Below are 16,929 nucleotides of genomic sequence, written 5' to 3'. Positions count from 1 at the left end.
CCTAGACTCGCCACACTGCCAGCCTATCCGGGGAATGCCCGCATGCTCGACGCCATTCGTTGGGACACTGATCTGATCCGCCGCTACGACCTGGCGGGGCCGCGTTACACCTCGTATCCGACGGCCGTGCAATTCAACAGTCAGGTCGACACATTCGACCTGTTCCATGCCCTGCGCGACAGCCGCAAGGCCCTGCGCCCGTTGTCGCTTTATGTGCATGTGCCGTTCTGCGCGAACATTTGTTACTACTGCGCCTGCAACAAGGTCATCACCAAGGATCGCGGTCGCGCCCAGCCCTATCTGCAACGGCTCGAACAGGAAATCCAGCTGATCGCCTGCCATCTCGACCCGGCGCAGAAAGTCGAACAACTGCACTTCGGCGGCGGCACTCCGACCTTTCTCAGTCACGATGAGCTGCGCCAATTGATGGCGCACCTGCGCAAGCACTTCAATCTGCTCGATGACGACTCCGGCGATTACGGCATCGAAATCGATCCGCGTGAAGCCGACTGGTCAACCATGGGCCTGCTACGCGAACTGGGTTTCAACCGGGTCAGCATCGGCCTGCAAGATCTTGATCCGGCGGTGCAACGGGCGGTCAATCGCCTGCAAAGCCTGGAAGAAACCCGCGCCGTGATCGACGCCGCGCGCACCCTGCAATTTCGCTCGATCAACATCGATCTGATCTACGGCCTGCCCAAGCAGACCCCGGACAACTTCGCGCGCACCGTCGAGGAAGTCATCAGCCTGCAACCGGACCGGCTCTCGGTGTTCAACTACGCGCACCTGCCGGAACGCTTCATGCCGCAGCGGCGGATCAACGCCAACGAACTGCCGAGCCCGGCGCAGAAACTGGAAATGCTCCAGCGCACCATTGAGCAACTGACCGCCGCCGGTTACCGCTACATCGGCATGGATCACTTCGCGCTGCCCGACGATGAACTGGCGATAGCTCAGGAAGAAGAAACCCTGCAGCGCAACTTCCAGGGCTACACCACCCATGGTCATTGCGATCTGATTGGTCTGGGCGTGTCGGCGATCAGCCAGATAGGCGACCTTTACTGCCAGAACAGCAGCGATCTCAACGAATACCAGAGCACCCTCGCTTCCGCGCAATTGGCGACCAGCCGTGGGCTGGTGTGTAACGCCGATGACCGCTTGCGTCGGGCAGTGATTCAGCAGTTGATCTGCAACTTCAGCCTGGAATTCATCAAGATCGAGCAGCAATTCAACATCGACTTCCAGGGCTATTTCGGTGCTCTGTGGCCACAACTGCAAGGCATGGCAGAGGATGGTCTGATTACGCTGGACAGTCAGCGGATCGAAGTACTGCCGGCAGGACGACTGTTGGTGCGTTCGGTGTGCATGGTGTTCGATGCGTACCTCGAACAGCAGAACCGCCAGCGTTTCTCGCGGGTGATTTAGTTTTTCATCAGCAACGAGGCGGTTTTCATGGTTTGTTCCGGCGTCAGGTCGGACTGGTTCATGACTTTGGACAGGGACAGATTGGCGGTAATCAGACCGTTGTTCAGCGCGGCAATGGCACCTCTGAGGGCGGCGAGTTTGGCGATCTTCACTTCCGTGGAGAGCGTCTTGTCGGCCATGACGGCTTTGATGCGCGCGTTCTTTTCGGCGATCTGCTGCTGCAAATTGCGGATCATCTTCAGCAATTGCTGGATATTCTCGGGCAAGCCGCTTTCTTCGATGTCGCGATTGTCACCGCCGGCACTGGCCGACTTCTCGATCGAGGCACCGGACAGCGACACTTTGACGCCCTCGACCAAGGTCGGGGTTGTCCCTGTTGTCGATTCAGCGTCGTGGTGCTTGTCGGACGTGTTTTTAAACGCTTCCGACAGCGCTTCAACACCGCTGTTACCAAGGCCCAGCGTACCAATGGCCGTCATCGATTCGATTCCTTGCATGCGTTCTGATACCACCTTATCGGCCACTTGCCCTGCGGCTTTACGCCGTTATGGCAATCTCGCCACAGACTGGCCTGAATGTCCTCCCGTGGGTTACCCTTACGGCTTATGTGTGTTTTCCCACAAGGATTAAAGAAATGTCCGAGCCAGTTAAACTGCGCGCTCACAGCCAGGCCCATTGCAAGGATTGCAGCCTGGCCCCTCTCTGCCTGCCACTTTCTCTGAATCTGGAAGACATGGATGCGCTGGACGAAATCGTTAAACGGGGCCGCCCGTTGAAAAAGGGTGAGTTCCTGTTCCGCCAGGGCGACACGTTCGATTCCGTTTATGCAGTACGCTCCGGCGCCCTGAAGACGTTCAGCCTGAGTGATGCTGGCGAAGAGCAACTCACTGGTTTCCACCTGCCGAGTGAACTGGTCGGCCTGTCCGGCATGGACACCGAGAAACACCCGGTTTCCGCCCAGGCACTGGAAACCACTTCGGTCTGCGAAATTCCTTTCGAACGCCTCGATGAACTGGCCCTGCAACTGCCGCAACTGCGCCGCCAGTTGATGCGCGTGATGAGCCGGGAAATTCGCGACGATCAGCAAATGATGTTGCTGCTGTCGAAAAAAACTGCCGACGAGCGTATCGCCACCTTCCTGGTCAACCTGTCGGCGCGCTTCCGTGCTCGCGGATTTTCGGCCAACCAGTTCCGCCTGAGCATGTCGCGCAATGAAATCGGCAACTACCTCGGTCTGGCGGTGGAAACCGTGTCGCGGGTGTTCACGCGTTTCCAGCAAAACGAGCTGATCGCTGCCGAGGGCAAAGAGATTCACATCCTCGACCCGATCCAGCTCTGCGCCCTGGCCGGCGGCTCGCTCGACGGTTGATCTCGACCCGCGGCCGAGCGAATCGATTCAGCCGCGGGTATACTGCGCCGTTTGCAGCCCTGCCAGGACACCTCGACGATGGTCTTCGACTCCTTCGACATCAAATCCCTGATCCGCCCTGTGATCGACTTCCCGAAACCGGGCGTGATCTTTCGCGACATCACCCCGCTGTTCCAGTCGCCAACGGCCCTGCGCCTGGTGATGGACAGCTTCGCCCACCGCTATGTGGAAGCCGACTTCACCCACATCGGCGCGATGGACGCCCGCGGTTTCCTGATCGGTTCGGTGCTGGCTTATCAACTGAACAAGCCGCTGGTGCTGTTTCGCAAACAAGGCAAATTGCCGGCGGACGTGTTGGCCGAGGGTTACGCCACCGAGTACGGCGAAGCCTTTCTGGAAGTCCACGCCGACAGCCTGTGTGAAGGTGATTCGGTGGTGATGTTTGACGATTTGATCGCCACCGGCGGGACGCTGATTGCCGCGGCCAACCTGATCCGCCGCATGGGTGCGCGGGTGCACGAGGCGGCGGCGATCATTGATCTGCCGGAGCTGGGTGGTTCACAGCGTCTGGGGGATATGGGGATTCCTACGTTCTGCCTGACGCAGTTTGCGTTGACTGATAAGTAAGTAGCGTCTGTAAGTCAGCCTTCGCGAGCAGGCTCGCTCCCACATTGGATCTGTGCCGCTCACAAATCCCCTGTGGGAGCGAGCTTGCTCGCGAAGGCGTCAGTCGCCTCACCAACGATTCAAAGCCCCATCTGCTTGCTGATGATCTCGTTCATCACTTCCCGCGTCCCGCCGCCAATCGAAAGAATGCGGTTATCCCGATACAGCCGCTCGACCAGACTCTCGCGCATATATCCCATCCCGCCCAGAATCTGCACCGCCTCGGTGGTGATACGGTCGGAGGTGTCCGTGGCAAAGTTCTTCGCCATGGAAATTTCCTTGATCACACTTTTGCCCGCGGCCATTTTGGCTGCCTGCCGATACGTGAACTCGCGCGACACTTCCAGCGCCGTGGCCATTTCGGCGAGACGATGCTTGATTACCTGAAACTTGCCGATCGGCTTGCCGAACGCTTCACGCTCGCGTGCCCACTTCAGGCTCTCCTCAAGTGCAAGCTGCGAGGTCATGTTGGCCATCAGCGCCAACGCCAGCCGCTCGCTCTGAAAGTTGCCCATGATGCAGGCGAAGCCCATGTTCTCGGCACCGATCAAATTTCCCACAGGCACCCGGCAATCGTCGAAGAACAATTCAGCCGTGTCCGACGCCCACCAGCCCATTTTCTTCAGTTGGCGGCCAACGGTGAAACCCGGCGTGCCCTTTTCGATCAGCAGCAGACTGATGCCGCCGAAACCGGGCGCCCCCGTGCGTACCGCGACGGTATAAAAGTCGGCGCGCACGCCACTGGTGATAAAGGTTTTGCTGCCGCTGACCCGGTAGAACTCGCCGTCAAGCACGGCGCGGGTTTGCAGGTTGGCGACGTCGGAACCGCCGCCGGGCTCGGTGATGGCCAGTGCACTGATCTTCTCGCCACTGAGCACTTGTGGGACCACGCGGTCGCGCACCTCGGGCCGCGCCCATTTGACGATCGGTGGCAGGCCGATATCCAGCGACCCCAGCCCCGCCACCAGGCCGCCCGAGCCGCAACGCATCAACTCTTCACTGGCGGCCACCTTGGCGAACACATCGCCTTCATGGCTGCCACCCAGCGCTTCGGGGTAGCCGATACCGAGGATCCCTGCGGCACCCGCCTTCAGGTACAGCTCACGGGGGAAGCTTTCTGATTCTTCCCACAGATCAATGTCCGGCAGGATCTCACGCTCGACGAAACGTCTGACGCTGTCGCGGACCAATTGGTGGCTGGGGTCGAAGTATTCCTGAAAGGCAGGCATGGGCGAGCTCCACGGAAGGGTTCGCCGACGTTAACCGAGCGCTTGCTTGGTTTTCAACAATATTGTGTGAATCAGTCAAACCGAGGTATGCCATTCGCGAGCAGGCTCGCTCCCACAGGGGATTTGTAAACGACACAAATTCATTGTGGGAGCGAGCCTGCTCGCGAAGGCGTCAAATCAGACACCATAAATATCAGAGGGCGATCGGTTTACGCCCGGCGAACGAATGCGCCAAGGTGCCGCCATCCACCAGCTCCAGCTCACCACCCAACGGCACACCGTGAGCAATTCGCGAAGCGATCAAACCTTTGTTGTTGAGGAGTTGGGCGATGTAATGCGCCGTCGCCTCACCTTCCACGGTCGGGTTGGTGGCGAGGATCACTTCGGTAAACGTGCCGGCTTCTTCAATCCGCGCAATCAACTGCGGAATGCCGATAGCCTCAGGCCCGAGCCCGTCGAGCGGCGACAAGTGCCCCTTGAGCACAAAGTATCGCCCACGGAATCCGGTCTGCTCGACCGCATAAACATCCATCGGCCCTTCCACCACGCACAGCAACGTATCGTCGCGACGGGTATCGGCGCATTGCGGGCACAGATCGTCTTCGGTCAGCGTACGGCACTGGCGGCAGTGACCGACGCCTTCCATGGCCTGGCTCAAGGACTGGGCCAGACGCAGACCGCCACTGCGATCACGTTCGAGCAACTGCAACGCCATGCGCTGGGCAGTTTTCTGACCCACACCCGGCAGAATTCGCAGGGAGTCGATCAGTTGGCGAATCAAAGGGCTGAAGCTCATGGGTAAAAAGTCCGACAAAACAACGAGACGCGGTTTATACCCGCGCCTCTGGCCAGCGTCAAATACTCAGTCCTGGGCGACCTTCACCACCAGTTTGCCGAAGTTGCGTCCTTCCAGCAGACCAATAAACGCGTCAGGCGCCTGCTCCAGGCCCTCGACCACGTCCTCGCGAAACTTCACCTTGCCCTCACGCACCCACGGCACCATGTGGCTGATGAATTCCGGCTGACGATCACCGTAGTCATCAAACACGATGAAGCCCTGAATCCGCACACGCTTGGTCAACAGCGTGCGTTGCAGCATCGGCAAGCGATCCGGGCCTTTCGGTGCTTCGGTGGCGTTGTAACCGGCGATCAGACCGCACAACGGAATGCGCGCTTTGGGGTTGAGCAACGGCACCACCGCATCGAACACATGACCACCAACGTTCTCGTAATAGACGTCGATGCCATCGGGGCAGGCCTTGGCCAACTGCTCGGCAAAGTCCGCAGACTTATGATCGATGCAGGCGTCAAAGCCCAGCTCCTCGACCACGTATTTGCACTTCTCGGCACCGCCGGCCACGCCAACCGTGCGCAGCCCTTTGATCTTCGCCACCTGGCCGACCACCGAGCCGACCGCGCCCGACGCCGCCGCCACCACGAGGGTCTCGCCCTCTTTCGGTTGGCCGATGTCCATCAGCCCCATGTACGCAGTCATGCCCGGCATACCCAGCACGCCGAGCGCCATCGACGGGCTCGGCAGCCCGGACGGAATCGGAATGATATTGCGCCCGTCGCTGATGCTGTGGCTCTGCCAACCGGTCGCGCCGACCACCAGATCACCTTCGTGAAATTTTGGATGACGCGAACGCTCGATTCGGCTGACAGCGCCACCGGTCATCACCTCGCCGATTTCTACCGGCGCGGCGTAGGACGGTGCGTCGCTCATGCGTCCGCGCATGTAGGGATCGAGTGACAGGTACAGGGTTTTCAGCAGAACCTGGCCTTCTTCGAGATCCGGCAGGGCTTCACGTTCGAGGCGGAAGTTTTCCGGGGTCGGCGCACCGACCGGTCGGGATGCCAGAACGATACGTTGGTTTAGGGTCAGAGGGTCGGACATGTCAGCGTCTCCTGTGAATGATGAATTCAGGGGTATAGGGAGCAGACCTTTGTGGCGGTGGCGCGTTCCACTTGATCGTTCCCACGCTCCGCGTGGGAGCGATCAGCCAAAAAAAATGCCAGGCGCAATGCCTGGCATTTTGTGTAGCTCATCTGCCGCCGGATGGCGAATCAGAATGGCAGTTTCATACCCGCTGGCAGGTTCATGCCGGCGGTCATGCCGCCCATTTTTTCCTGGCTGTTGGCTTCGATCTTGCGCACGGCGTCGTTGACGGCGGCGGCAACCACGGCTTCCAGCATTTCTTTATCGTCTTCACTCAGGCCTTCGACAAGGCTTGGGTCGATGCTCACGCTTTTCACGTCGTGACGACCGGTCATCACCACGGTGACCATATCGCCACCGGCCTTACCGGTGACTTCAGCGTTGGCCAGTTCTTCCTGCATCTTGGCCATTTTTTCCTGCATCTGCTGCGCCTGCTTCATCAGGCCGGCCATGCCACCTTTCATCATGGTAATCACCTCAAAAGTACTTGGATCAAAACAGCGCCCGGTGGTTAAGACCGAGCGCCTTCAGTTATTAGCCTTGGGCGACCAAGGCGTCGACAGGTTCAATAGTATCGTGTCGCACGACCGCGCCGAACTGCTGGACCATCTGCTGGATGAACGGATCGCCGTGGATCGACTCCTCCGCTTCGCGCTGACGGTTGGCTCGGCGACGGGACGCGGCCTGGGCCGGGGTTTCCTGCTCGGGCTTGATCAGTTCGATGGTCAGGCTCAGTGTGCGGCCGTGGAACTGGTTCAACGCATCGTTGAGACGTCGCTGTTGCGTGGCGTTGAACAGTGCGCTGTGGGCCGGGTCCAGGTTCATCAACCAATGGTCGCCATCGACCGCGATCAGCGTGCAGTTGGCGGCGATGCTGCCGGTCATGCCGGAGATCGGCAGTTTCGGGAACAGCTCCAGCCATTGCAACGCCAGACCGGTGGCGGGTGCCGCGGCAGGTTCCGGCTCGGGTTCCGGCGCCGGTTCAGCGGCGTGTTCACTGGCCAGTTCGTCGAGGTAGCTGTAGGCCGAATCCATGTCCGGCTCGATGTAGTCCTCGTCCAGCGGCGGCTCGTCGTCCATCTCCATGCCCGGGGTGGCGGCGTCGACGTCAGCGACCGACGGCTCGGGGATCGGCGCAGCGGCCCACTCGGGTGCGTCCGGCACGACGCTGTCCGGGGTCGGCAGCGGCATCGGCGGCAGCTCGGGCTGCTCGGCGGCGGTTTCCAGCACCGGCTCGACAGCGGGTTGCTGCGCAGGCTCGGGCTCTGGTTCTACCGGATCGTTCCATGGCAAGTCGACAACGGCTTCGACGGCGACTGGCTCTGGCTCTGGCTCGGGTTCCGGTTCAGCGGCAACCACTGGCTCGGGAGCCGGTGCAGGCTCGACCACTGGCGCAGGCGTCGGCGCTGGCGCAACAGCCGCAGCGACCACCGGCGCAGCTTTAGGCGCGGCAGCCACGGAGTTTGCGGAATCAACTGTGGCCTGGCTGATCCCCACTGGCTTTAGCGGTTGCCTCGGGGCGTCCGCGGTGTCGGCAGGCCTGAAGGCCAGCATCCGCAACAGCACCATTTCGAAACCGCCACGCGGGTCCGGCGCCAGCGGCAAGTCACGACGACCGATCAAGCCCATCTGGTAATAGAACTGCACGTCTTCGGCCGGCAAGGCCTGAGCCAGGGCCAGGACGCGGTCACGATCGCCATGGCCGTTGTCGACACCTTCCGGCAGTGCCTGAGCGATGGCCACGCGGTGCAGCACGTTGAGAATTTCCGAGAGTACGCCATTCCAGTCCGGGCCTTGCTCGGCCAGATGACGCACGGCTTCGAGCAAAGCCTTGGCGTCGCCTTCAATCAACGAATGCAGCACGTCATAGACCTGGCCGTGATCCAGCGTGCCGAGCATCGCCCGCACGTCGGTGGCCAGAACCTTGCCTTCACCGAAGGCAATCGCCTGATCGGTCAGGCTCATGGCGTCACGCATCGAGCCGTCAGCGGCGCGACCCAGCAACCACAGCGCATCGTCTTCGAACGGCACGTTTTCGGCGCTGAGGACGTGGGTCAAATGCTCGACCACACGCTCAGGCGTCATGTTCTTCAGTGAGAACTGCAGGCAGCGCGACAAAATCGTTGCCGGAAGTTTCTGCGGGTCAGTGGTCGCCAGAATAAATTTGACGTAGGGCGGCGGCTCTTCGAGGGTTTTCAACAGCGCATTGAAGGAATGGCTGGAGAGCATGTGCACTTCGTCGATCAGGTAGACCTTGAAGCGCCCACGACTCGGCGCGTACTGCACGTTGTCGAGCAGCTCGCGAGTGTCTTCGACCTTGGTGCGGCTCGCGGCGTCGATCTCGATCAGGTCGACAAAACGGCCTTCATCGATCTCGCGGCACACCGAACATTCGCCGCATGGGCTGGAAGTGATACCTGTCTCACAGTTCAGGCATTTGGCAATGATCCGCGCAATCGTGGTCTTACCCACCCCGCGCGTACCGGTGAACAGGTACGCGTGGTGCAGCCGCTGGCTGTCCAAGGCATTGATCAGAGCCTTGAGCACATGGGTCTGGCCGACCATTTCGCGGAACGAGCGCGGACGCCATTTACGTGCAAGAACCTGATAACTCATCGAAAACCGTCGCAACGAAGGAAGCTGAAGCGGCTAATGCTAGCGGAGCAAGGGCAAAATTGCATCCGGTGTCCTTCGCTAATCTGGCTAAGCTGCATCAGCAGAGGCTTTTATCGGCTCGGGATCGTGAATTACCGGAGCGTTTATGCGTTGGGCCGTGGGGGCTTTGCTGGGGATCAGCCTGAGCGTGACGGCAGCGGAACCCCCGTTGCGCTTCGCCGTGGCCGACAGTTGGGCGATGCCGGTGGTGCAACTGGAACGCGGCCGCCCGACCCAGGGCATTCTCTATGACATCATGCTCAGCCTCGCGACCCAGGTCGGCGTGCCGGCACAATTCAACGTCCTGCCCCGCACGCGCATACAGAGTGCCATGGAACACGGCGAGATCGATGTGCGCTGCTACGCCGCACAGTCGTGGCTGCCGAATCAGTCCGGGGATTACATCTGGAGCATTCCGTTGTTTTTTCAGCGCGACTTGCTGATCACTCGCCAGGATCAACCCGCCAGCGCCGATCCTGCCACCCTGCCCCTCCAGTCGATCGGCACAGTGCTCGGCTACAGCTATCCCACCCTGCAACCCCTGTTCGACGCCAATCGCCTGCAACGCGAAGATGCGCGCAATCAGGAACAAGTGCTGAACAAACTGCGGGCCGGGCGTTATCGCTATGCCGTGAGCAATCAGTGGACGCTGGACTGGTTCAACCAGCGCCTGGCACCCGAACAGCAACTGCAAGGCGTCGCGGTGCTACAGGAGCAGAAAGTCGGTTGCTATGTGAGGAATGATCCGAAGGTGCCGGTGCAGCGGATTTTGCGCACGTTGCTGCGGATGAAAATGTCGGGGGAGATTGATGAGATTATTCGGTTGTATACCGGCAACTCCGAAGCCAGCCCTTAACCCAACTAAATGAAAAAAGGGACTCATGCATGAGTCCCTTTTTCATATCAATAGGCAATTAAAGCAGAGCGCAAGAACCAGACATCGGGATCTTCGCTACATCACCCTTGCCTACGCACAATAGTGTGACTTTCGCTCCCTTCTTCAGCGAAGCCAGTGAATCGGCATCACTCTTTTCGAAAGCAAACTGCGGCTCCATGAACTGATTCACACCACCACGCAATGTGAGGTATGGATTACCCATGAAGTCAGTGTTGATGTCTGTGACAGTGCCCGACACCTTGAATTTTTTTCCTTTAAACTTCTGATCGGCAGCGACCGTGTTCTCGTTGTAAGCAACAGCAATATCACTTGCAGTCACAGTCGGTGTGGAAGCCAATTCCTGCTTTGCCTTCTCAAGCTCTGCTTCTGCACGTGCTTTTTTCGCGTCGGCGAGCGCCACTGCTTCCGCTTGCTTCTGCTCCGGAGACTTCATCGCATTGCTGATGAATCCAATAACAAAGAGGACAACTATGATAATGCCGAGCCATTTGAACAGTTTTTTCACGCCTTTCTTCCTCTGATAGTCGAGTTTTCCGTTACCGCACTACACAAGCTCGCCGATGCTGCCTGACGATTTCAAGCGAAGCGATTCTCTAGAATAGGTACGGGCGATGCAAGGCCAGTTGCCATCATTTATGTCAGGAGTACTGAGACAGGTTAGGGCTTGGCCATATCCCACTGGCACTTCTTCAGCCGATCTACGTCAGTACCACTCTCTTTCCGCGCATCAATGTTGCCGTCTGCGTCAAGATAGATGTCTGTATTAGGCCATCTGGGTGTGATGCTGATGCAATGATTACGTCCTCCCTTTTGACTCCACCACGAAAACTCCATGAAGAATTCGTCGTCTGGAAAGAGGAAACCATTGTCCATTGCCCCACCACCGGGACGCATGCCGCCTTTGTAAATACGATCTTGCACGTTCCAGATGTACCGGAATTCATCTTGCCCTGCTTTAGAGTAGTGAACATTCACTGTCGGCAAAGCGATGTCCCAGTGAGCGATCACCAAATACACCGCAGGTATCCACAGCACCCGCATGAACCATGTCCGACGCTTACTGACAGTTGTGGGCACGGATTCCATCTCCCCAGCTCTCTGGTGATACTGCAACAACTTCATCCATGATCATCTTCGCGGTCACTCCGCCTGCGGGATACTGTTCGGCGAGCTTAATCCCGATTTGAATCGATACCCTATCGGCAACGTCATCCCATGATCGCGGCGCATACCATGGGCTTGCCGTAGTGTGTGGGCCGGGATGTACTCTCTGCGCTTCAGGCTTGCTCAACTCGCCAGCTTTGGTGGCTGCGTCGGACAAAAGCTGCGCAACGCCAGCTCCGTCCAATAGCTCGCTTTCGGACATGCCGGCTATGACTCCGACATACCCGTAATGGATATTCGACCAGATATCGTAGAAGTAATCGTAGGCCCCCTGCTTGTGGTAAACGCCAACAAAAAGTTTGCGAAGCTTCGGCTTATGATCCCAGTCCATTCTCGGACCTACTTTACTTGCCCAGATTGTCCAAGCGGCGGCTATGTCCATGTAATTACCAAGGAGCCGGGCAGCTGGCGGACCCACGCCTTTTAGCGACGAAGGCTTCCTGTCTGGCGAAGCAGGATCATAGTTGTAGAGTTTTTGCATCGATGAGACTTCCGGGCTCAGGATATTTCGATTCATCTCACCTGCAATGTAGTCAGCCAGAGGCTCCATTTGGTCAGGATGGTTGCACGCGGCAGGTTGTACTTTATCCACATTCTGTTCTGGCTTCGGAGTGCCAGGATCTACGAGCGCGTTGGCGGCAACAGCCTTTTCTTTCAGTTGCGGATCAGCGAGAAGCGTGGCCATCTTCTCTTCGTCAACCGTCCCGTTGGGGCGAATCGCTCCAAGCGCCATGAAGTTGATGATGGTTGCCCCTCCAGCTCCCCCCATGACAAAACCACCACCGACATCACACGATCCGGTGATGATCGTTCCACCGTGACTTGTAGGGCTTCCTAAATGTGCCATGGGGCGGCCATTTACCAAAATCGAGGGAAATCCCGTGATGATGACAGCGCCGCATCCACAGGCATCGCCCACACGAGCGGATCCCATGAAATTGATATTTGTATCAGCAGACGCAGATGCGATTGGGGTTGTACCGTGTCCCGGTAATGGGCAGACATGCTTGTCACCCAATCGAGCAGAGGAAATCATTCGTCGTCCTTGTATCGAACATAAAACCTCCGTCATTGGAGGCGACAGCGTTATTTGCAGGGCCGCGAGACTACCGTACGGGTAGAGGGGCAGTCTTTAGGAAAATTCTGAAATTGATTCACGAATTTTCTGAGGGCGAGATGTAAGTTGCTGCCAGCCCTACCTTTGACTGTATTGAACGGAATGCCCAGTAGGCCGAGCAATGCCTTGCAGATAAGTTGGCAAGCAGGTTACATATTGATATGTCATACGCCTCCCCCTGATTGCTATACACCGCTAAAGCATCGCGATATTTACCAAAGATGAACCGACTCCCACAGGATCAATTTTCAACAAGGGTATTTGTGCTGATTCTTTAAATCGCAGACACAAAAAAACCGCAGTGGGCGAAACCCATGCAGTTCTGATTGAAGCGTTTGATGTTCGTTAAGGTGGTGCCCCCACCAGCCACACCCCGGCACACAATGTTCCCGCTGTGGCTGCTGCCTTCCGGCTCTGACCAGGTTCACGGGTAATCGTTGCGGGGGGACCGATGGGGTCACCATAACGACGCTCACCTGTCGGCGAGCCGCGCCATTGTACCTATCTGAGGTGAAGTTACAACCGTTGGTTGTAGATAAAAAATATGAATGGCTTCAAGGACATGCGTTGACGTTAAAAGATCGCAGCCTGCGACAGTTCCTACAGGGTCAGAACCTCATCCGCCTTGCCGCCCGCGCGCTGGATCACCAGGTGAATGAAATGCAGCTTGGCAATCGCCGCTGCCGGCAGCACGAACGGATAGAAATCCGGCTGGCCCATGCTGCGTGACAGTTCGTTGAGCATCCCGGCCAGTTCGATCCACGCGTTGACGAACGACAGGAAGGCTTCGCCACCGGGATGCTCCGGATCGTAGAGCGTACTGGGCGGGAACGGCTGGTAGTCGAAGTCCATCTCCCGCGCGCTCATGCCAAAGCCCAGGGCGGTGTCCACCGCGTCCATCATGTGCAGGTAATGCGCCCAGGTTTCCGCCCAGTCTTCCCATGGGTGCATGGTCGCGTAAGCGCTGACGTACTGCTGTGGCCAGTCCAGCGGCGCGCCCTGCTGATAGTGACGATCCAGCGACTCGGCATAACTGGCGCGTTCATCGCCGAACAGGTTGCGGAATGATCCGAGCCACGGGCCGTTGGCAATCAGCCGATCCCAGTAATAGTGCCCGACCTCATGACGAAAATGCCCGAGCAGCGTGCGATACGGCTCGTGCATCTGCGCCCTCACCTGCTCGCGATGGGCATCGTCGGCTTCTTTGATATCGAGGGTGATCAGGCCGTTGGCGTGGCCGGTCATCGGCGCTTTGCCTTCGAGGTCGACGCCGATGAAGTCGAAGGCCAGTCCGGTTTCTTCATCCACGGTTTTCGGGATGACCTGCAAGCCGAGGGTGATCAGTTGCGCGACCAGACGACGTTTGGCGATCTCGACCTTGCGCCAGCGTTCAGGGTTGTCCGGATCGGACAGGTCGGGGATGGTGCGATTGAGGCTACAGGCGATGCACAGGCTGTCATGGCCGTTGAACGGCAGCAGCCAGTTGCAGGCGGCAGGTGTGTCGAGGTTGGCGCAGCGGCGGAACAGCCCGGCGTCGGGGTCGGCGTCGAGCGTCCAGGTGCCGTCCTGCGGGCCGGGTTGCAACGAGGTCAGGCGACTTTGTTCGGGTTGGTAGCCCAGCAATGCGCTGCAGGCCAGACACTGGCTGTTGCGAAAAAACAGCGACTGGCCGCAGCGGCACGGCCAGACTTTGCTGTTGCGTGAAGATTCGCCCATGAACGGCGCGACGATGCGAGAACTGAGCTGCTCGAAAAAGCGGTACATGGCGATCTCTCCCTGGGGCTTGCCAAGACTAGATCATTCTCGCCTAGAGATCGTTCCCACTCATAACGGCGCTCCAGGGTGACAACACCATTGTGGCGAGGGGATTTAGCGAAACGTCGCACCGCCCCGACGGGTTGCGAAGCAGCCCCAAAACCTTACAATTCGGTCGAATCAGACAAACCGTGTGCTCAGATTTACGACTGCTGCGCAGCCGGTCGGGGATAAATCCCCTCACCACAAGTTTTGGGTTTACCCAATGACTCAGACGGAGATGCCGTGGGTTTTGAGGAAGGCGATAAAGGCTTCTTCATCCATCACTTTCACACCCAGCTCGTTGGCCTTGGTCAACTTCGACCCGGCGCCCGGACCGGCGACCACGCAATGAGTCTTGGCCGACACCGAACCCGCCACCTTGGCACCGAGGCTTTCCAGGTGCTCCTTGGCGACGTCACGGCTCATTAGCTCGACCTTGCCGGTCAGCACCCAGGTCTCGCCGGACAGCGGCAAACCTTCGACAACTTTTTTCTCGCTCTGCCAGTGCATGCCGAAATCACGCAGTTGTTTCTCGGCGCCCTCGGCAAGCTGACGATGCTCCGGCAGCGCAAAGAATTCACGCACCGAATTCGCCTGTTTCTCCGGCAACGCCTGACGCATGTCGAGCCAGTCGGCGTTCATCACCGCTTCCAGCGAGCCAAACTTGTCCGCCAGTTTCTGTGCGCCACCGGGGCCGACCGATGGAATGTGCAGCTTGTCGAGGAAGCCACCCAGCGTGGTGCTGGCAGCGAATTCGGCGCCTAACTCACCCTGATCCTGAATCTGCAAACCATGACCGAGCAATTCGCTGATCACCTGCTGGTTATGCGCATCTTCAAAGAAGCTGTGAATCTCGTGCGCCACTTCCAGGCCAACATCCGGCAGGTAGGTCAGCACTTGCGGCAGAGCTTGCTGCACACGCTCCAGCGAACCCAATGAGCGCGCCAGCACCTTGGCTGTTTCTTCGCCGACATCAGGAATACCGAGGGCATAGATGAAACGTGCCAGGCCCGGCTTCTTGCTGTCGGCAATGGCTGCCAGCAGTTTGTTGCTGGAGACTTCGGCAAAGCCTTCCAGATCGACGATGTCGTCGAACTTCAGCGCGTACAGATCGGCCGGCGAACTGACCAGACCTTCGTCGACCAGTTGCTCGACGCTCTTGTCGCCGAGGCCTTCGATGTCCATCGCACGGCGCGACACGAAGTGGATGATCGCCTGCTTCAACTGCGCGCCGCAGGCCAGACGACCGACGCAGCGATACACCGCACCTTCGCTGACCGTTTCCTTGCCCTTGCTGCGCTTGATCAATTGCGTGCGCTCGACGTGCGAGCCGCACACCGGGCAATTCTCAGGGATCGCTACCGGGCGTGCATCTTCAGGACGCCGTTCAGTGACCACTTGCACCACTTGCGGGATCACATCACCAGCGCGGCGGATGATCACGGTGTCGCCGATCATCAAGCCCAGCCGTGCGACTTCGTCCATGTTGTGCAGCGTGGCGTTGGCCACGGTGACGCCAGCCACCTTGACCGGTTTCAGACGCGCCACCGGGGTGACAGCGCCAGTGCGGCCGACCTGGAACTCCACATCGAGCAGCTCGGTGAGCTCTTCCATGGCCGGGAATTTATGCGCGATGGCCCAGCGCGGCTCGCGGGCGCGGAAGCCCAGCTCACGCTGATCGGCAATGCTGTTGACCTTGAACACCACACCGTCGATTTCGTAGGCCAGCGAGTTGCGACGTTCGCCGATGTCGCGGTAGTAATCCAGGCATTCGCCAATGCCTTTGGCCAGTTTCAGTTCGTGACTGATCGGCATGCCCCACTTCTGCAACTGCTTGAGGTTGCCGATGTGGGTGTCGGAAATATCGTGAGAGACCTGACCGATGCCGTAGCAGCAGAATTCCAGCGGACGGTTGGCCGTAATCTTCGAATCCAGCTGACGCAGACTGCCCGCCGCCGCATTACGCGGGTTGGCGAAGGTCTTGCCGCCGACTTCCAGTTGCGACGCGTTCAAACGCTCGAAACCGGCCTTGGACATGAACACTTCGCCACGCACTTCCAGCGTCGCCGGCCAGCCTTCACCGTGCAGCTTCAGCGGAATGTTACGCACGGTGCGCACGTTGACGCTGATGTCTTCACCCGTGGTGCCATCGCCGCGGGTAGCGCCACGCACCAGCACACCGTCCTGATACAGCAGGCTGACCGCCAGGCCATCAAGCTTCGGCTCACAGCTGTATTCCACCGCCGCGCCGCCACCGAACAGATCGCCGGCCGGCAGATCCAGACCTTCGGTCACGCGGCGATCGAACTCGCGCATGTCGGTTTCTTCGAAGGCGTTGCCGAGGCTGAGCATCGGCACTTCGTGACGCACCTGGGTGAAGGCGGTCAGCGCCACGCTGCCGACACGCTGAGTCGGCGAGTCGCTGGTGATCAGTTCCGGGTTGGCCGCTTCCAGCGCCTTGAGCTCGTGGAACAACCGGTCGTACTCGGCATCCGGAATGCTCGGCTCATCGAGAACGTGGTAACGGTAGTTGTGCTGATCCAGCTCAGCGCGCAGCTCTAGAATGCGGTTTTTGGCGGCGGTCATGGGTGTTCTCTCATAAAGCAAAAGAGCAGCCGAGGCTGCTCAATCTATTTTGCCGATTGCCTGTTTATAGCGAGGCAATCTTTT

The 16,929-nt window shown here is 58.9% G+C and carries 15 protein-coding genes and 1 other RNA gene; 4 read left to right on the top strand and 12 right to left on the bottom strand.

Translation table 11 applies throughout. The features are described 5' to 3' along the window. The first annotated feature begins 42 nt into the window (after nt 1-42). Nucleotides 43-1,425 (top strand): oxygen-independent coproporphyrinogen III oxidase, encoded by a 1,383-nt coding sequence (hemN, locus tag ACA043_RS09705; RefSeq protein WP_497659064.1) that lies wholly within the window; start codon nt 43-45, stop codon nt 1,423-1,425. Here the strand turns inward: hemN and ACA043_RS09700 are convergent. Further along, the gene (locus ACA043_RS09700; protein WP_497659063.1) at nt 1,422-1,904 is read right to left on the bottom strand and encodes a hypothetical protein; all 483 of its coding nucleotides are present in this window, start codon (nt 1,902-1,904) and stop codon (nt 1,422-1,424) included. The genes hemN and ACA043_RS09700 overlap by 4 nt on opposite strands. A gap of 155 nt (nt 1,905-2,059) precedes the next feature. On the opposite strand from ACA043_RS09700, the gene fnr reads away from it, so the two are divergent. Beyond that, nucleotides 2,060-2,794, top strand: coding sequence for a fumarate/nitrate reduction transcriptional regulator Fnr (gene fnr / locus ACA043_RS09695; protein WP_187681067.1), 735 nt, complete (start codon nt 2,060-2,062; stop codon nt 2,792-2,794). A 78-nt stretch (nt 2,795-2,872) separates the two neighbouring features. Continuing rightward, nucleotides 2,873-3,421: an adenine phosphoribosyltransferase gene (locus tag ACA043_RS09690; protein WP_187681066.1), complete on the top strand. Its 549-nt coding sequence runs from the start codon at nt 2,873-2,875 to the stop codon at nt 3,419-3,421. Nucleotides 3,422-3,540: 119 nt separating this feature from the next. On the opposite strand, the gene ACA043_RS09685 is transcribed toward ACA043_RS09690, so the two are convergent. From ACA043_RS09685 to dnaX, 5 genes are all read right to left on the bottom strand, one after another. Continuing rightward, nucleotides 3,541-4,689: an acyl-CoA dehydrogenase family protein gene (locus ACA043_RS09685; protein WP_497659062.1), complete on the bottom strand. Its 1,149-nt coding sequence runs from the start codon at nt 4,687-4,689 to the stop codon at nt 3,541-3,543. Nucleotides 4,690-4,882: 193 nt separating this feature from the next. Continuing rightward, nucleotides 4,883-5,485 carry a recombination mediator RecR gene (gene recR, locus ACA043_RS09680; RefSeq protein ID WP_187681064.1) on the bottom strand — a complete coding sequence of 201 codons (603 nt, stop codon included), beginning with the start codon at nt 5,483-5,485 and terminating at the stop codon, nt 4,883-4,885. A 66-nt stretch (nt 5,486-5,551) separates the two neighbouring features. Further along, the gene (gene curA, locus ACA043_RS09675) at nt 5,552-6,586 is read right to left on the bottom strand and encodes an NADPH-dependent curcumin/dihydrocurcumin reductase (RefSeq protein ID WP_497659061.1); all 1,035 of its coding nucleotides are present in this window, start codon (nt 6,584-6,586) and stop codon (nt 5,552-5,554) included. A 170-nt stretch (nt 6,587-6,756) separates the two neighbouring features. Beyond that, complete coding sequence (locus ACA043_RS09670) at nt 6,757-7,095, bottom strand: YbaB/EbfC family nucleoid-associated protein (RefSeq protein WP_042558527.1); 339 nt, start codon at nt 7,093-7,095, stop codon at nt 6,757-6,759. A gap of 67 nt (nt 7,096-7,162) precedes the next feature. Beyond that, nucleotides 7,163-9,244 carry a DNA polymerase III subunit gamma/tau gene (dnaX, locus tag ACA043_RS09665; RefSeq protein ID WP_497659060.1) on the bottom strand — a complete coding sequence of 694 codons (2,082 nt, stop codon included), beginning with the start codon at nt 9,242-9,244 and terminating at the stop codon, nt 7,163-7,165. A gap of 145 nt (nt 9,245-9,389) precedes the next feature. On the opposite strand from dnaX, the gene ACA043_RS09660 reads away from it, so the two are divergent. Further along, nucleotides 9,390-10,139: a substrate-binding periplasmic protein gene (locus ACA043_RS09660; protein ID WP_497659059.1), complete on the top strand. Its 750-nt coding sequence runs from the start codon at nt 9,390-9,392 to the stop codon at nt 10,137-10,139. Nucleotides 10,140-10,197: 58 nt separating this feature from the next. Here the strand turns inward: ACA043_RS09660 and ACA043_RS09655 are convergent, their stop codons facing one another. The 6 genes from ACA043_RS09655 to ligA all read right to left on the bottom strand — a co-directional run bounded on the left by ACA043_RS09655 (nt 10,198) and on the right by ligA (nt 16,845). Beyond that, nucleotides 10,198-10,686 carry an OB-fold protein gene (locus tag ACA043_RS09655; protein WP_497659058.1) on the bottom strand — a complete coding sequence of 163 codons (489 nt, stop codon included), beginning with the start codon at nt 10,684-10,686 and terminating at the stop codon, nt 10,198-10,200. A gap of 152 nt (nt 10,687-10,838) precedes the next feature. Beyond that, the gene (locus tag ACA043_RS09650) at nt 10,839-11,222 is read right to left on the bottom strand and encodes a hypothetical protein (RefSeq protein WP_497659057.1); all 384 of its coding nucleotides are present in this window, start codon (nt 11,220-11,222) and stop codon (nt 10,839-10,841) included. A 16-nt stretch (nt 11,223-11,238) separates the two neighbouring features. Beyond that, the gene (locus ACA043_RS09645) at nt 11,239-12,381 is read right to left on the bottom strand and encodes a polymorphic toxin type 44 domain-containing protein (RefSeq protein ID WP_497659056.1); all 1,143 of its coding nucleotides are present in this window, start codon (nt 12,379-12,381) and stop codon (nt 11,239-11,241) included. A gap of 438 nt (nt 12,382-12,819) precedes the next feature. Then, an RNA gene (gene ffs / locus ACA043_RS09640) (signal recognition particle sRNA small type) lies at nt 12,820-12,916 on the bottom strand. Nucleotides 12,917-13,062: 146 nt separating this feature from the next. Continuing rightward, a complete protein-coding gene (locus ACA043_RS09635; protein WP_497659055.1) occupies nt 13,063-14,226 on the bottom strand; it encodes a zinc-binding metallopeptidase family protein in 1,164 nt (387 codons plus the stop codon). Between the two features lie 261 nt (nt 14,227-14,487). Continuing rightward, entirely contained in the window at nt 14,488-16,845 is a 2,358-nt protein-coding gene (ligA, locus tag ACA043_RS09630; protein ID WP_489878666.1) for an NAD-dependent DNA ligase LigA, read from the bottom strand. Nucleotides 16,846-16,929: the final 84 nt, after the last annotated feature.

Source organism: Pseudomonas sp. LBUM1648, from assembly GCF_059716145.1.
The sequence above is the reverse complement of the archived record's forward strand: the minus strand, read 5'-3'. Positions and strand labels throughout refer to the sequence as shown.

Coding starts and splice junctions, on each gene's coding strand:
- ACA043_RS09690 (WP_187681066.1), top strand. CDS start 2,873: ATGGTCTTCGACTCCTTCGACATCAAATCCCTGATCCGCCCTGTGATC.
- ACA043_RS09700 (WP_497659063.1), bottom strand. CDS start 1,904: ATGACGGCCATTGGTACGCTGGGCCTTGGTAACAGCGGTGTTGAAGCG.
- ACA043_RS09635 (WP_497659055.1), bottom strand. CDS start 14,226: ATGTACCGCTTTTTCGAGCAGCTCAGTTCTCGCATCGTCGCGCCGTTC.
- ACA043_RS09650 (WP_497659057.1), bottom strand. CDS start 11,222: ATGCGGGTGCTGTGGATACCTGCGGTGTATTTGGTGATCGCTCACTGG.
- ACA043_RS09660 (WP_497659059.1), top strand. CDS start 9,390: ATGCGTTGGGCCGTGGGGGCTTTGCTGGGGATCAGCCTGAGCGTGACG.
- ligA (WP_489878666.1), bottom strand. CDS start 16,845: ATGACCGCCGCCAAAAACCGCATTCTAGAGCTGCGCGCTGAGCTGGAT.
- hemN (WP_497659064.1), top strand. CDS start 43: ATGCTCGACGCCATTCGTTGGGACACTGATCTGATCCGCCGCTACGAC.
- ACA043_RS09670 (WP_042558527.1), bottom strand. CDS start 7,095: ATGATGAAAGGTGGCATGGCCGGCCTGATGAAGCAGGCGCAGCAGATG.
- curA (WP_497659061.1), bottom strand. CDS start 6,586: ATGTCCGACCCTCTGACCCTAAACCAACGTATCGTTCTGGCATCCCGA.
- recR (WP_187681064.1), bottom strand. CDS start 5,485: ATGAGCTTCAGCCCTTTGATTCGCCAACTGATCGACTCCCTGCGAATT.
- ACA043_RS09645 (WP_497659056.1), bottom strand. CDS start 12,381: ATGATTTCCTCTGCTCGATTGGGTGACAAGCATGTCTGCCCATTACCG.
- dnaX (WP_497659060.1), bottom strand. CDS start 9,244: ATGAGTTATCAGGTTCTTGCACGTAAATGGCGTCCGCGCTCGTTCCGC.
- ACA043_RS09685 (WP_497659062.1), bottom strand. CDS start 4,689: ATGCCTGCCTTTCAGGAATACTTCGACCCCAGCCACCAATTGGTCCGC.
- fnr (WP_187681067.1), top strand. CDS start 2,060: ATGTCCGAGCCAGTTAAACTGCGCGCTCACAGCCAGGCCCATTGCAAG.